This is a genomic window from Klebsiella michiganensis (genome assembly GCF_015139575.1).
GTDB classification, from domain to species: domain Bacteria; phylum Pseudomonadota; class Gammaproteobacteria; order Enterobacterales; family Enterobacteriaceae; genus Klebsiella; species Klebsiella michiganensis.
Map to the genome: position 1 here is coordinate 3,687,337 of NZ_AP022547.1, position 14,845 is coordinate 3,702,181.

General features: G+C 57.8%; 15 protein-coding genes and 1 pseudogene. 5 read left to right on the forward strand and 11 right to left on the reverse strand.

The features are described 5' to 3' along the window. Positions 1-10: 10 nt before the first annotated feature. Complete coding sequence (locus JLG71_RS17335; RefSeq protein WP_025106241.1) at positions 11-844, forward strand: helix-turn-helix transcriptional regulator; 834 nt, start codon at positions 11-13, stop codon at positions 842-844. A 1-nt stretch (position 845) separates the two neighbouring features. On the opposite strand, the gene JLG71_RS17340 is transcribed toward JLG71_RS17335, so the two are convergent. Then, positions 846-1,748 (reverse strand): GGDEF domain-containing protein, encoded by a 903-nt coding sequence (locus JLG71_RS17340; RefSeq protein WP_025106240.1) that lies wholly within the window; start codon positions 1,746-1,748, stop codon positions 846-848. A gap of 132 nt (positions 1,749-1,880) precedes the next feature. After that, positions 1,881-2,195 carry a hypothetical protein gene (locus JLG71_RS17345; protein ID WP_064375819.1) on the reverse strand — a complete coding sequence of 105 codons (315 nt, stop codon included), beginning with the start codon at positions 2,193-2,195 and terminating at the stop codon, positions 1,881-1,883. A gap of 110 nt (positions 2,196-2,305) precedes the next feature. Between JLG71_RS17345 and JLG71_RS17350 the strand changes: the two are divergent. Further along, positions 2,306-2,449: pseudogene (locus JLG71_RS17350) on the forward strand (DUF2938 family protein); the annotation flags it as partial. A gap of 70 nt (positions 2,450-2,519) precedes the next feature. Here JLG71_RS17350 and JLG71_RS17355 read toward each other — a convergent pair. Both JLG71_RS17355 and JLG71_RS17360 read right to left on the reverse strand, forming a co-directional pair. Continuing rightward, entirely contained in the window at positions 2,520-2,834 is a 315-nt protein-coding gene (locus JLG71_RS17355) for a chorismate mutase (RefSeq protein ID WP_025106234.1), read from the reverse strand. A gap of 76 nt (positions 2,835-2,910) precedes the next feature. After that, positions 2,911-3,447, reverse strand: a complete 537-nt coding sequence (locus JLG71_RS17360; RefSeq protein WP_025106233.1) for a helix-turn-helix transcriptional regulator — start codon at positions 3,445-3,447, stop codon at positions 2,911-2,913. Positions 3,448-4,139: 692 nt separating this feature from the next. On the opposite strand from JLG71_RS17360, the gene JLG71_RS17365 reads away from it, so the two are divergent. Together JLG71_RS17365 and JLG71_RS17370 are read left to right on the forward strand one after the other, a co-directional pair. Next, positions 4,140-4,841, forward strand: a complete 702-nt coding sequence (locus JLG71_RS17365; RefSeq protein WP_064375817.1) for an oligogalacturonate-specific porin KdgM family protein — start codon at positions 4,140-4,142, stop codon at positions 4,839-4,841. A gap of 68 nt (positions 4,842-4,909) precedes the next feature. Continuing rightward, positions 4,910-6,619: a pectate lyase gene (locus JLG71_RS17370; RefSeq protein ID WP_049082344.1), complete on the forward strand. Its 1,710-nt coding sequence runs from the start codon at positions 4,910-4,912 to the stop codon at positions 6,617-6,619. 64 nt (positions 6,620-6,683) lie between these two features. Here JLG71_RS17370 and hpxK read toward each other — a convergent pair whose 3' ends face one another. The 7 genes from hpxK to hpxU all read right to left on the reverse strand — a co-directional run bounded on the left by hpxK (position 6,684) and on the right by hpxU (position 13,086). Further along, a complete protein-coding gene (gene hpxK, locus JLG71_RS17375) occupies positions 6,684-7,946 on the reverse strand; it encodes an allantoate amidohydrolase (RefSeq protein WP_064358685.1) in 1,263 nt (420 codons plus the stop codon). Further along, positions 7,943-9,184 (reverse strand): pyridoxal-phosphate-dependent aminotransferase family protein, encoded by a 1,242-nt coding sequence (locus JLG71_RS17380; RefSeq protein WP_032719722.1) that lies wholly within the window; start codon positions 9,182-9,184, stop codon positions 7,943-7,945. Before JLG71_RS17380 ends, hpxK begins: the two co-directional genes overlap by 4 nt. Positions 9,185-9,194: 10 nt before the next feature. Further along, positions 9,195-9,935 (reverse strand): amino acid ABC transporter ATP-binding protein, encoded by a 741-nt coding sequence (locus JLG71_RS17385; RefSeq protein ID WP_064375816.1) that lies wholly within the window; start codon positions 9,933-9,935, stop codon positions 9,195-9,197. Further along, on the reverse strand, positions 9,916-10,572 hold the full coding sequence (locus JLG71_RS17390; RefSeq protein ID WP_014228771.1) for an amino acid ABC transporter permease: 657 nt from the start codon (positions 10,570-10,572) through the stop codon (positions 9,916-9,918). The genes JLG71_RS17385 and JLG71_RS17390 overlap by 20 nt, the downstream gene beginning before the upstream one ends. Further along, entirely contained in the window at positions 10,572-11,237 is a 666-nt protein-coding gene (locus JLG71_RS17395) for an amino acid ABC transporter permease (RefSeq protein ID WP_064375815.1), read from the reverse strand. The genes JLG71_RS17390 and JLG71_RS17395 overlap by 1 nt, the downstream gene beginning before the upstream one ends. 9 nt (positions 11,238-11,246) lie before the next feature. After that, positions 11,247-12,032, reverse strand: a complete 786-nt coding sequence (locus JLG71_RS17400) for a transporter substrate-binding domain-containing protein (RefSeq protein WP_014838043.1) — start codon at positions 12,030-12,032, stop codon at positions 11,247-11,249. A 214-nt stretch (positions 12,033-12,246) separates the two neighbouring features. Beyond that, a complete protein-coding gene (gene hpxU, locus JLG71_RS17405; protein ID WP_032749663.1) occupies positions 12,247-13,086 on the reverse strand; it encodes a MurR/RpiR family transcriptional regulator HpxU in 840 nt (279 codons plus the stop codon). A 168-nt stretch (positions 13,087-13,254) separates the two neighbouring features. Here hpxU and hpxW point away from each other — a divergent pair, with 168 nt between their 5' ends. After that, on the forward strand, positions 13,255-14,838 hold the full coding sequence (hpxW, locus tag JLG71_RS17410; RefSeq protein WP_064375814.1) for an oxamate amidohydrolase: 1,584 nt from the start codon (positions 13,255-13,257) through the stop codon (positions 14,836-14,838). Positions 14,839-14,845 lie beyond the last annotated feature (7 nt).

The window sequence follows — 14,845 nt, forward strand, 5'->3', positions numbered from 1 at the left end:
GGCATACGGAATGATTGACGATCTGGCGGATATTTTAAATCGTTTAGTAAATCAGAAAGATAATCTGCACGTCAGGTTCCCCGACCCGGATATCTCCGAGCCCGAGCTGGCGTTTAAGGTGCCCTTTCCACGGCTGGAAATTGTGCTTGAGGGCGAGCTTAAGGAGAGCGGGCTGCCGCTGTCGGAGACAATGCTCTCCGCCTCGCAGGTGCTCTACGTCCAGGCGGGTAAATGGACGCTGCCGGAATGGACCGCGCCGGCGTCGACGTTAAGCATTCTGTTTGGTCGCCAGAAGCTCGGGTTTTGCGTTCAGCACTGGGACGGCAAGCAGCTGCGCACGGAAAAGCAGAACGTCGCCCGCCTCGGACCGCGCGTGGGCTCCTACCTGCTGCTGTCGCTCAATGAAATCTGCCTGCAGCCGGACCCGGTAACCGCCAGGCTGGTGGTCGCGGCTCTGTTGAGCCACTGCCTTGAGCAGCTGGTCGGACTGGAGATGCGCGTCAGCCGCAGCCGCGATCTGTTTCTGGCGGTACAGGATTATCTCGAAGAGCATCTCACCCAGCCGCTGACCCGCGAGTCGGTAGCGAAGCGTTTTCATATTACGCCCAACTACCTGTCGCATATATTCCAGAAATCCGGCTCCGTCGGTTTTAATGAGTTTCTCACCAGCGTCCGCCTGGAAAAGGCGAAAAAGCTGCTGCGCGGCTACGACCTCAAGGTCAAAGAGATCGCCCACAACTGCGGTTTTGTCGACAGCAACTATTTCTGCCGGGTGTTTAAACGCTACACCGAGCGCTCGCCTTCCGAATATCGTCGCCACTGCCGCAGCGCGCAGCAGGGATAGTTCACGCGGCCCATTCAACCCGTCCGCGGCCGTTATTTTTCGCCTTATAGAGCGCGTCATCGACCTTTTTAATAAACAGGTTCTGCGGCTCGTCTTTATGGCGCAGACCGACGCCAATGCTGATCGACAGCGGGTTATCGTGGTTGATCAGGATCGCGCGGGCGTTTTGCAAAATCGACTGCGCCAGTTCATCCACTTCCTGCGCCGACAGGCCATCGACAATAATGGCAAACTCTTCTCCGCCAATCCTCGAAGGCAACACCTTATCGCTGGTAAGCTTCGCCAGCTGTTTGCCAAGGGCAAACAGCACTTCGTCCCCCACCAGATGTCCCCAGGTGTCATTAATTTTCTTGAAGTAGTCGATATCCACAATCATCAGCGCCAGCCTGCGCCCCTCCTTCTCGCGGATGGTGTCGATAAAAAAGCGACGGTTGGGCAGCTGGGTCAGCTCATCCTTGAGCGATTGCGAACGCGCGTCGACGTACAGGAGATTGATGCGCTCAATAATTTTGTAGACCCCGACCGCGCTCAGCAGCATGCCGGACAGGCGCAGCAGATCTTCGCAGTAGTACCCCATCCAGCGCGGCTGGTGGAATATTTCGTCCATCAGATCGAAAGTGCCCCCGGCAATCCACAGCAGCAGGCCGTAGCGTACCCAGTTAACCGCCACGTGGTTCATCCGCACCTTGGTCGAACTCCAGAGCATAAACAGCAGAAATAGCAGCGCCAGCAGATCGATATACATCCCTGGATTGGTCAAAATTTCGCGCCACGGCCCCAGCGGCGGCGAGACGAACGCGCACAGGCTCGATACGACGACGATCGCCAGCATTGCCGGAAGAATATGCGTTCGAGAGATAGAGGAAGAGGGTTGAATATGGATGTTTTTTTCGCGTTCGGGCATGGTCAGGTCTCATTACAGCGCGGCTTGCCGGGTTTTTAGCATAACAGCGCAGAGCGTTTGCGCGAACTGTAAAGGTGCGATGCCGGGCGACGGGCGCGGATTTCCTGGTCCGCCGCAGACTCAGCCTCAAGGCTATCTCGAACTATCAGCTTCAACGTTAACGCTGACGTTCAGTCTCTTCGCCTCCATGGTTATTATCTTCCGGGCAAGGGCCCTGTCGCCGCCGTGCACCCGATCTATCAGCGTCTGGACGATTGTCATCATAAGAAAGTGCTGATTAGCCGGACAGAAATCGGTCATATCAATCCCGCAATCCGCCAGCTGCTGGTGCGCATCGCGCTCTGTCTGCTCAATGGTTTCAATCACTTTCTCTTTCATATGCTCGATACGCGCAAAAACCAAGCGATTAATGATTTCGATTTGCTCAGGCGTAAAATTTTTTTCCATCATTATGCTCTCGTCAAAGTATAAGGTTCTTAATTAGCTGACCAGCCTCAGCTCTCTCGCCACAATCCTTTTAAACTCTTCACAATGCCTATGCTCCGGCTGCGTGCAGCGTACTTCAGCCCGCATTGGGCTTCGGCATTGCGGCGTCGCAAACACCTCGCCCGTGGCTGGCTCGCTTGCTAAGCGTGCTCACACATCTGGCCTGGGGATTCGGGCTCTATATCGCGGCACTGGCTATCAGAGCGTGGGGATAATAGCTTAGCAGCCCGTCGGGGGTCAGAATGAGGCTAACTGACCCTTCACGCCAGGAGAATATCGTGTGGGTCACTCACCCAACACACCGTTACTTTTTTGCCGCTGTAGCTGATTATGTTTCTCAAGCTCATATTCAATGAATGCATCTATCATGGACCGATACACTTTCTCAATAATCACTTCGGGTAACCCTGCGGCAGCCGCCTTTTCGCGAACCCGATCAATAACCTGCTGCACGCGCGCGGGAGCACGAACGGCGGAGTGGTCAGTTTTGAATGCGGCAGCGGCTTTAACGCACTCAGCACGTTGAGCAATCAGGCTAACCAGTTCGCTATCAATCGAATCGATCTGGCTTCTGACATCGGCAAGGGTGGAAAACGTCATCACTTTGAACCTTTAAACTAGTACAATGGCTCAGAATAATATCTCAAATTTCGCCAGATTCCAGCCCTGCGTTTATTCAGAAAGCGCTGGTACGCATAGCCGCATAGAGGGAGCAGAGCTCCTGCAGGCTTTTGGTTCCCATGCGCTTCATCAGCCGGGTACGCTGGACGCTGACCGTGGACGGGCTGACCCCGCGGATACGGGCAATATCATCCAGAGAATGGCCGCGTAAACTGAGCCTCATGATCTGTTGCTCGGCATGGGTAAAATTAAACGTATCGGGCAGATAAGCAACGCTCTGGTTCTGAGCCGATAACAGGCCCATCACTTTTAACGCCTGACGCAGCTCTTCGACCGTCAACCTCTCTGACAAACAGAGCTTTAACAGGCCCGGAAACAGCCGGTTGATGGTCTCAAAATGGCGCTCAGAGGTGATGAAGATGGCGTAGTGCTCCGGCGGATGGCGAAAGAACAAAGTATATATCTCCTGGATATCCATCCCGCAGGTGACATACACGCAGTTGCTTAACCCCGCATCCGCGCCATCGCTCAGCTCCTGCACTATATTCTCTACGCCAGAAATAAATACACGATCCTTTCCATGAATAGTCATCTTGAAGTCCCGAGGTTACCGTCTTTTATTATCCTTCCATATGGACGCTTTTCTGAGAGTGTTATGTCGTCAGTCTGGCAGATCAATACCGCCCTCTTTTCCGTTTAGCTTTCGTTTAGCTTAAAGGGATTGGCAGTACTGGCTTCGGTTTAACCATTGAAACCATCGAAGTATTTTTAAGTTTTAACAAATTGAGCGCTTAAAAATATAGGAATAAGATTACCGTCAATTCACAAAAAATCCTTATATTCGCAAATAAAAACGCAAAACAAACCCAAAGAAACCACTCAATCTATTGATTTAAAAGAATAATAAATTATTAGGATTATCTTTATAAATGACATAAAAAATATTTACCCTCTATTTTTAATATTCAGATCTCGATCTCAAAACATCATTTCATTTTGTGTAAAAGTTATTTTCAATAAAATCACAAGCAGTGCGAATTTGTCATCATCAGGGAATAAAGAATAATGTGTGGTGAATCCCCCTAAGCGGCGGGGTCATGCTGAATTGAGGAATACCCTCATCGACGTTTCGTTTTTATAGACGAATCAGGAAGTCAGCGCCTGATTCACCGGGAGGCACCCGGCACCACACTACCATCTAATAATTTCATTTGTATCGTTCTGCCTGCTTTACGGCAGGTAATTTCTTGTACCTTTGGAAAATAAAAAAAGTAGAGGCACCCTATGTTTCGTTCTTTATTATTAGTCACGATCCCTTTTATCAGTATTGCTGCCCATGCGGTGACATTTGATTATCGTCATGAAACGAATGACAAAGCCGGCAATAATCATAAAGACAGACTGCTGATGTCTCACCGTTTTGCCAATGGCTTTGGCTTGTCGCTGGAAGGGAAATGGAAAGGTTCGCAGGATAAAAATAAAGCCTATGATGAAACCGTGAGTAACGGCACCGAAGTGGTGGCGAGCTATGTGCATAAAATAAATAAAACCTTCCAGATTGAGCCCGGCTTCTCTCTGGATACCAGTTCGTCCTCAAACAACTATCGTCCCTACCTGCGCGGTAAAGCGAATCTGACCGACGATGTCAGTGCCTCATTGCGCTACCGCCCTTACTACAAGCGCAATTCAGGCAATATCGGCACGTCTAAAGACACCTCGGAGAACGGCTATAATCTGACCAGCGTTATTTCCTGGAAATTCCTCAAAGATTATCAGCTCGATTATGAATTGGACTATAAAAAAGCCAACTCCGCCGGGGTTATTTTAGCGGATAACGAAAGCTACGACTGGACCCATGATTTTAAGCTAACCTATAAATTTGATAAAAACTGGTCTCCTTATATGGCCATCGGCAACGTTTCCGGCAGTAAAGCCACCGATGAACGCCAAACGCGTTATCGCGTTGGTGTGAAATACTCCTTCTGATAACTTCCTGTCAGCCAGATAATAAATAAGGGTTTTATTAAACCCTTATTTTCATTAAGAGGATAATAATGAAGATTGCAAAAATCACCCTGGCATTGGGCGCTCTGAGTCTCTTCTCACTGAGTGCTGGCGCCCAGGAGAACGCGCGCCTGAGCAGCGTAAAGCAGTTCGCTGACGTCGTGCTGGATAAAGCGGGAGATCGGTACGGCCATCACTCTCCTCTGCTGGCCAATGGCGTGGATCCTCGCACCGGCAAGCAAATGGAATGGGTCTTTCCGGACGGTAAAGTGACCGTGCTGTCGAACTTCTCGGCCCAGCAAAATTTGATGCGGGTGCTGGTAGGGTTAAGCAACCTGACCGGCGAAGCAAAATATAAGCAGCGGGTCGCGGAGAATATTCGCTACTACTTTGACCACTATCAGGACGCCAGCGGGCTACTGCTGTGGGGAGGCCATCGCTTTGTTGATTTGAAAACGCTGCAGCCTCAAGGCCCGAGCGAAAAGGAGATGGTCCATGAACTCAAGAACGCGTATCCCTATTACGACATGATGTTTGCCGTCGATGACAAGGCTACCGCGCGCTTTATCAAGGCTTTCTGGAACGCTCATGTTTACGACTGGAAAACGCTGGAAACCAGCCGTCACGGGGAGTACGGCAAAGCGATGGGCGCGCTCTGGCAAAGTGATTTTGTCCAACAGCCGCCCTTTTTCGCCACCAAAGGCCTGAGCTTTCTCAATGCCGGCAACGACCTTATCTACTCCGCATCGCTGCTCTATCAATACGATGGTGACGCTGGCGCGCTGACGTGGGCGAAGCGTCTGGCCGAACAGTACGTTCTGCCGCGAGATAAGAAGACCGGACTTGGCGTCTACCAGTTTACCCAACCGCTAAAACGCGCCGACACCACCGATGACAGCGACACGCATTCGAAATACGGCGACCGCGCGCAGCGTCAGTTTGGCCCCGAACTGGGCCCGGACGCGCTGGAGGGCAATATGCTGCTGAAGGGCCGGACCAGCACGCTCTACTCAGAAAATGCGCTGATGCAGCTTGCCCTGGCAAAATCGCTCGGCAAAGACGGTGACGATCTCAAAAAATGGACCCTTGATGGCCTCAAAGCCTTCGCGACCTACGCTTACGATGAGCAGAACAATACCTTCCGCCCGATGCTGGCCAACGGCACGGATCTCTCCGGCTATGCGTTAAAACGCGATGGCTATTATGGGAAAAAAGGCACGGTGCTCAAAGCCTATCCGGCGGGAAATGAATTTCTTCTCTCCTACGCCCGCGCCTGGACGCTTGAACCGGATCGTGCCATCTGGAAAGTCGCCCGCGGCATCGCGAAAGGCCAGGGTTTAGGCGATATCGGTGAACCCGGCGGCGCAAACCGCAGGCTGAATAACCAAACGGAGAACCATCAGCCGTATGCGATTTTCGCGCTTATCGACCTGTGGCAGGCCACCGGGCAGCAGGACTATTTGACGCTGGCGGATCGCATCGGCGCGAACATCATCAACAAGCAGCGCCTCAACGGCTTTTTTGTCGATGACCCTGAGGCCGAATATGCCAGTATCGATAGTATTGCCCCCTATGCGCTTCTCGCCCTGGAAGCCGCCTTCCGCAACACGCCGGACGCGGTGGCGCCGTTCCTGAACGGCGCGGGATTCACCGAGGGTGCTTATCGGCTGGCTGACGGGACGGTTCGCTACTCCACGCGAGATGACGAGCTGTTCAGGCTCAGACCCGGCGAACAGCTTAAACCGAACGGCAAAAGATAAAACAGGCCCCCACCGTGGTGGGGGTTGCGCTATGCCCGGTTTACCAGAAGCGAAACGATAGCCGCTACTTCCCGGCATCCAACGCCGACACCGCGCGCGAATAGGCCGCTATCGCCAGCGCCACATCGTCGGCGGTGACCGACTCGGCGGGATGATGACTGATGCCGCCTTTGCAGCGCACAAATAGCATCGCTGACGGCCAGCGTTCGGCAATGGCGATGGCATCATGCCCGGCGCCGCTCGGCAGCGTCAACGAACGCCCCTGCACCGCCTGCACCGCCTCGCTCAATACCTGCTGCAATCCGCTATCGCAGGCGGTGGCGGCAATACGGTAAAACTCTTCGGCACTGAACCGCAGCTGGCGACGAGAAGCAATGGCCTGCGCCTCCTTCAGCAGCGTATCCAGCAGCGCATCCAGCGGCTGGTCGTGCGGCCCGCGAATATCCAGGGTCAGCGTAACGTCGCCGGGTATCACGTTAACCGCGCCGGGCGCGCAGCGCAGCGTACCCACCGTGGCGACCCGGTTTCCGCCCTGCTCGCGGGTCAGGGTCTCTACCCGCACCATCCACTCGGCGGCGGCGGCCAGCGCATCTTTCCGATGACTCATCGGCACGGTCCCGGCGTGTCCCGCCTCGCCGGTAAAGCGGCAGTTCAGGCGACGCGCGCCGTTGATCGCCTCGACCACCCCCAGCGCCAGTCCTTCCTGCTCGAGGCACGGCCCCTGCTCGATATGCAGTTCCAGGTAGGCGGCAATCTCCTCCGGGCGGCGGGCGGCAAGATGAATGCGCGCCGGATCCAGCCCCGCCAGCACCATCGCCTGCGCCACGCTGACGCCGTCGGCATCGGTCTGCGCCAGCCAGCTCTCGGGCCAGGTACCGGTTATCCCGCGGCTGCCGAGCAGCGTAATACCGAAGCGCGTCCCCTCTTCATCGCAAAAGCCGACAATCTCAATGGCCTGTTTCAGCCTCCGCCCCTGTTGATGCAGACCGTGCACCACTTCGATCGCCGCCAGGACGCCGAGCATCCCGTCGTAGCGCCCGGCGTTGCGCACCGTATCAAGGTGCGACCCCAGCAGGATGGCGGGCGCCCCCTCCTGCTCTCCCTCGTAGCGGCCGCAAATATTGCCGACGCTGTCCTGCCAGACGGTCATTCCGGCCTGGGTCATCCACCGCGCCGCCCGCTGGTTGGCCTCGAGATGCTGTGGGGAGAGATAAACCCGGGTCAGGGCATCCGGCGTTTCGCTGATCGCGGCCAGCTCATCGGCGCGGGCCATCACCCGCGCCGCGACCTGCTGCATTTCCGCCTGCTGGCGTTGTGCTGGACTCATTGGGCGCTCTCGCTGCGATAGTGATCCCACGCGGCCTGCATCGCCGCGCCCTGAGTGGTGGAGAATTTGAGATAGTTCAGCACCGACTCCAGCGCGCTGAGCGTGGTCATCACGCAGTCTTTACGCGCGTTGTACCCCATGGTGCCGATCCGCCACACTTTGCCGTGCAGCGGGCCGAACGAGGTACCGATTTCAATACCGAAATCTTCCAGCATCAGCTTGCGCGCCTGGTCGCCGTTGATACCCTGCGGGATAACGACGCCAAGCACGTTGTTCATCTTATGTTTCAGGTCGCCGAAGGTCTCCAGCCCCATCGCCTGAATGCCTTTGACCAGCGCGTCGCCGTGCAGCTTATGGCGGGCAATGCCGTTATCCAGCCCCTCCTGGAGGATCAGCCGTGCGCATTCGCGGGCGCCGAACAGCGCGGTAGTGGCCTCGGTATGGTGGTTAAGGCGCTCCGGCCCCCAGTAGTCCATCACCATGCCGAGGTCGAAATAGTTGGAGTAGATCATCTCCTCGTCGCCGTCGCGGTGGGCATCGGTGCGAATCCCCTCTTCCACGCATTTGCGGCGGCGAATCGCCTCTTCCATGCGCGCGCTGAGGGTAATCGGCGAGGTGCCGGACGGGCCGCCAAGGCATTTTTGCATCCCAGCCGAGACCGCATCCAGCCCCCAGGCGTCGGTTTCCAGCGGGTTACCGCCCAGCGAAGCGGTGGCGTCGGTGTAAAACAGTACGTCATAGCGGCGGCAGATATCCCCCAGCTCCGCCAGCGGCTGCAGCATCGTGGTGGAGGTGTCGCCCTGCACCGTCAGCAGCAGGCGCGGACGAATACGTTTGATGGCATCCTCCACCTGGTCCGGGGTAAACACCTCACCCCAGGGCACTTCAATGGTGTGCACTTCCGCCCGGCAGCGGCGGGCGATTTCGCACAGCAGATGGCCGAAGCGGCCAAACACCGGCACCAGCACCTTGTCCCCCGGCCGAATAGCCGAAACCAGGATCGCCTCAATCCCGGCCCTTGAGGTTCCGTCCACCAGCATCGTCCAGCGGTTTTCGGTACGAAATACGCCGCGGTACAGCGCCATCACTTCGTTCATATAGTGGGTCATCGCCGGGTCGTACTGGCCGATCAGCTGGCTCGACATGGCGCGCAGCACGCGCGGGTCGGCGTTAATCGGGCCGGGCCCCATCAGCAGGCGCGACGGCGGATTGAGTTGCGGAAACTGAGTGATATCCATCTTTAAGTCCTTATTGATTGAGGCCGCGCACGGAGGAAATGAACTGCTTCAGTTCGCTGGTCTGCGGGTTGGCGAACAGCTTTTTGCTGTCGCCCTGCTCCCAGACGCGTCCCTGATGCATAAACACGACGCGGTCGCCCACTTCGCGGGCAAAATTCATTTCATGGGTCACGAGAATCAGCGTCATGCCCTCCGCCGCCAGCTGCTCCAGCACCTTAAGCACTTCGCCAACCAGCTCCGGATCCAGCGCCGAGGTGATCTCGTCACAGAGTAAAACTTTTGGCGACATCGCCAGCGCACGGGCAATCGCCACGCGCTGCTGCTGGCCGCCGGAGAGACTCGACGGGTAGTAATCGAGCCGGTCGCCCAATCCGACCTTTTCCAGCATCCGCTGGGCCAGTTCACGGCACTCGGCGGCGCTCTTCTTCAGCACCCGACGCGGCGCCAGCATCACGTTTTCCAGCGCCGTCATATGCGGAAACAGGTTAAAACTCTGGAACACCATGCCGATAGAGCGGCTGATCTCCCGCGCCTGCGAGTCGCGGTCGGTAATGGTCATCCCGCCGAGCTTAATGCTGCCTTCCTGATAGCCTTCCAGGCCGTTGATGCAGCGCAGCAGCGTGCTTTTGCCCGACCCGCTGCGGCCGATAATCGAGATCACTTCGCCCATATCGATATCCAGATCGACGCCCTTGAGCACGTGGTTATCGCCGTAGTACTTCTGCATCTGATTAATGGTGATGAGAGGCATTGAATTTGTTCTCCAGATGGCGGCTGTAGCGGGACAGCGGGTAACACAGAATGAAATAGCCCAGCGCCACCAGCGCAAAGACTTTAAACGGCTGATACGTCACGTTGGTCAGCATCGTTCCCGCTTTGGTCAGCTCGACGAAGCCGATAATCGACGCCAGCGCGGTACCCTTGATCACCTGCACGGCAAACCCCACCGTCGGGGCGATGGCGATCCGCAGCGCCTGCGGGGCGACGACCCGATACAGCGTCTGGCCAAAGCTCAGCCCCAGACAGCGCGAGGCTTCCCACTGCCCTTTTGGCAGGGCGCGGATGCTGCCAAACCAGATATCGAGCAAAAAGGCGCTGGTATACAGCGTCAGCGCCAGCGACGCCGCGGTCCACGCCGAAACGTCGATGCCGAACAGCGCCACGCCGAAAAAGGCGAGAAACAGCTGCATCAGCAGCGGCGTCCCCTGAAACAGTTCGACATAGCCGCGGATCAGGCGTTTTACCTGACGCCCGCCGGTCATGCGCAGCAGCAGGAGCGGCAGCGTGACCAGCGCACCGCCGAGAAACGCCACCAGCGACAGCAGCACCGTCCAGCGCCCGGCCAGCAGCAGATTGCGGACAATGTCCCAATCGGTAAAGGTGGTCATCATGCCTGCACCCCCAGCCATTTACGTCCCGCCGCCATCAGCAGCTGACGCATTGTTATCGACAGCGCTAAATAAATCCCCGTCGTCACCAGATAGACCTCAAAACTGAGGAAGGTGCGCGACTGAATCAGGTTAGCGGCAAAGGTCAGCTCTTCATAAGAGACCTGCGACACCACCGATGAACCGAGCATGACGATGATGCACTGGCTCACCAGCGCCGGATAAATGCGCTGCAGCGCGGGCGGCAGAATGACCTGAATAAAGATCTGCGTCCGGGTCAGCCCCAGTACGCGCCCCGCTTCCCACTGACCTTTCGGCGTCACCTGAATCCCGGCGCGTACGATCTCGGTACTGTAGGCCCCAAGATTGACCACCATCGCCAGCAGCGCGGCCTCGCCCGCCGTCATCTTCAGCCCCAGATTCGGTAAGCCGAAGACGATAAAAAACAGCTGTACCACAAACGGCGTGTTGCGAATCAGTTCGACATACCCGCCCCAAATCCGGCTGAACCACGTGGGACGCCCGCTGCGGATGGCGGCGCCGAAGATGCCAATCGTCAGGCCACCTATCGTCGCCAGCACCGTCAGCTGAATGGTCACCCACAGCCCCGCCAGCAGCTCCGGCCAGTGCGGCCAGAGCGCAGAAAAATGAAGTTGCTCCGTCATGCCCGGACCTTATGCGCCGAGGCTGGCAGGCAGCGGCGCTTTCAGCCACTTCTCAGACAAACCGTTCAGGGTGCCGTCTTTTACGCCCTGCTCAATCAGCGCATCCACTTTCGCCTTCAGGGCCGGTTGGTTCTTTTTCAGGCCGATAAAGCACGGCGAATCCTTCAGCATAAAGCTCGGCACCGGGGCCTTGTCAGCGTTCTGCCGGGAGATGGCCGCCACCACCAGGTTGCCGGTGGCCACATACTGCACCTGGCCAGATAAATAGGCCGACAGCGTTGTGTTGTTATCTTCGTAGCGCTTAATCTGCGCCTCTTTCGGCGCCACGCTGGTCAGCACCATATCTTCCACCGCGCCGCGGGTCACGCCCACGCTTTTACCGCTCAGCGCCGCCGGGTCTTTCAGCTCCGCGCCTTTCGGGCCAAACACGCCGAGGAAGAACGGCGCATAGGCGCGGCTAAAGTCGATCACCTTTTCGCGCTCGGCGTTTTTACCGAGGCTGGAAATCACCAGGTCCACCTTATCGGTTTGCAGATAAGGTACGCGGTTGGCGCTGGTCACCGGCACCAGCTGCAGCTTGAGCTTCATCTCTTTGGCGAGATAGCGCGCCATATCGATGTCGTAGCCCTGCGGCTGAAGGTCGGTGCCCACCGAGCCAAACGGCGGGAAATCCTGCGGCACCGCAATGCGGATCGTGCCGCGCTTTTCAATATCCTGGAGCTGGTCAGCTTTCGCCGCCGGGAGGTTGGTTAACAGACAAGCGGCCCCGGCCAGTGCGATCAACAGTTTCTTCATGATGTTTACCCGTTACGTTAGCATGAAACAAAAGATTCTTTGAAGTCAGTTTTGCAACTAATGTGCCAGATAAAGCGCTGCGCATCGGGTTAGCCCGCCGTTTGGCTAAACGAACGTAAAACAAGGGAAATTGAGGAATTAAGAGGGAACAACCGCGCGTTCCCCTATTATTTTATCGCACCAAAACAATGCAAAGCACCACGCTGGAGCCCCATTATCGTTGTTCCAGCTCGTCCAACTGCTGATAAAGGGTGGCGATGTCGTGAATGCGCGGGCGGCCTTTATCGAGAATTTCGTGCAGAAAGGCGTTCGACAGCAGATTGATCAGGCTATTGACCGAGGCGTAGCTGTCGTAGGCCGATACGCTATCCAGCGGCGCGCAGAGCCGCCAGCGCGCCAGCGGAAACAGGCCGTGGGCCTGCGGCTCGCACATCAGCAGCGCCGGAATGCCGCTGCTCTGCAGCTGCAGCAGCAGCGGGCGAATAATTCGCGGGCGGCGGCGGAACGCCATTACCACCACCAGATCGTCGGCGGTTAAGTCCACCAGCTCTTCGCTTAAGCTTTGTCCCGGCTGCGGCAGCACCAGCACCTGCCCGCGCGCCTGCAGGAGCTGCTGGCGCAGATGCAGCGCCGCCGGATAAGCATTGCGCATGCCGATAATCACGATACGCCGGGCGCTCACCAGCGCCTGAATCGCCTCGGCGAACTGCTGGACATCAAGGGCGTTAACCCACTGGGTCAGGTTGGCCATCTCCTGTTTATAGTGGCGCGCCAGCAGCGTGTTGCCCTGCACCGCATCGCGATTATCGGTCAGCGGCATTCCGCTCTGGCGCAGGGTGCGCAGCTCATCGCGCATATCTTTATATTTTTCATAGCCCAGGCGCTTGAACAGACGGCTGACCGTGGCTTTCGATACGCCGCTCAGCTGCGCCAGCTCGGCGCTGTTGTAGCTAATCAGGTCATCAAAATGATCGAAAATAAAATCCGCCACCCGCTGCTCCTGGGGCGATAATGACGGGTACTGCTCTTTCAGTCGTTCATCAAGCTGTTGCATAAGACCTCTGTAACTTTCGTTTCACCGCACTATACCGCTAACGCCTTTCATAATGCATGCCAGTTCGGCAAAAAACGCCCATCGTCGGCAACGATTGAAACTTTACGTTCAGACATGGAACAGCTTTTGCAACCCTCTGCGGACATTTCGCTTAATTGAGGACACCCCATGCAAAGTCATGTTGCCGCCCGCGGGATGGCGGTTGCGCCCCATCATCTGGCCAGCCAGAGCGCGCTGGCGGTTCTGCGCGAAGGCGGAAGCGCCATCGAAGCGATGGTCGCCGCCGCTGCGACCATCGCCGTGGTTTACCCGCATATGAATGGCCTCGGCGGCGATGGCTTCTGGCTTATCGTGCCCCCCGAGGGCGATCCCATCGCCATTGACGCCAGCGGCGCGGCGGGGTCGCTGGCGACGCCGCAGGCATACGCCGGCCTCGCGCAGATCCCCCACCGCGGACCGCAGGCGGCCCTGACCGTGGCGGGCACCGTCAGCGGCTGGGACGAAGCGCTTAAGGTTTCGCGGGAGTTAACCGGGAAATCGCTGCCGCTGACGCGTCTGCTGGAAGATGCCATTGGCTACGCCGCCGGCGGTATCCCGGTGACCGCCTCGCAGGCCAGCGCGACCGCCGATAAATTCAGCGAACTGCGCGACCAGCCCGGCTTCGCCGAAACCTTTCTGGTGGACGGCCAGCCGCCGAAGGCCGGGAGCCGCTTTTTGCAGCCGGCGCTGGCGAACACCCTGCGCCGATTAACCGAAGACGGTTTAGACAGCTTCTATCGCGGGCCGCTGGCGGAGCAGTTGGCCCGCGGTATGGAAAAGTACGGACTGCCCGTCACCCTTAGCGACCTACAGCAGCATCGCGCTCGCCGCCCCCAGCCGCTCAGGCTGGCGCACCAGCACGGCGAACTGTGGAACCTCGCGCCGCCGACCCAGGGGCTGGTTTCGCTGGCGATCCTCGGCATCACCGACAGGCTGGCGATGGCCGATGCCGACGATGCGATGACCGTCCACCGAATTGTGGAGGCGACCAAGCTGGCCTTCGGCCTGCGCGACGCGCATATCACCGATCCTCGCCACCTTGATGTCGATATCCAGAGCCTGCTGACGCCGGCGGCGCTGCAGCCGCTGGCGGAGAATATTGACGACCAGCGGGCGGCCCCGTGGGGCGCGGGCAAAGGCCCGGGCGACACCGTATGGATGGGGGTTATCGATAAAAGCGGGCTGGCGGTCTCCTTTATCCAAAGCCTGTACCACGAGTTCGGCAGCGGCGTGGTGCTGCCGGAAAGCGGCATTGTCTGGCAGAACCGCGGGGCATCGTTCAGCCTCGACCCGCGCCACCTGCTGGCGCTGGCGCCCGGCAAGCAGCCGTTTCACACCCTCAACCCCGCCGCCGCAAGGCTGAACGATGGCCGGGTGATGGTGTACGGATCCATGGGCGGCGACGGCCAGCCGCAAACTCAGGCCGCTATTTTCACCCGCTACGTCATGCAAAACGTGCCGCTACAGGAGAGCATCACCCGGCCGCGCTGGCTGCTGGGGCGTACCTGGGGGCAGACTTCCGACTCGCTCAAGCTGGAGGGCCGCTTCAGCGCCGAAAGCGTTGCCCGCCTGCGTCAGCTGGGGCACGACGTTGACGTGCTGGCCGATTTTAGCGAAGCCATGGGCCACGCCGGGGCGATTGTTCGCCATCCCAACGGCCTGTTTGAGGGGGCCAGCGATCCGCGCAGCAACGGCTCCGCCGCCGGCTATTAGGAGCTGA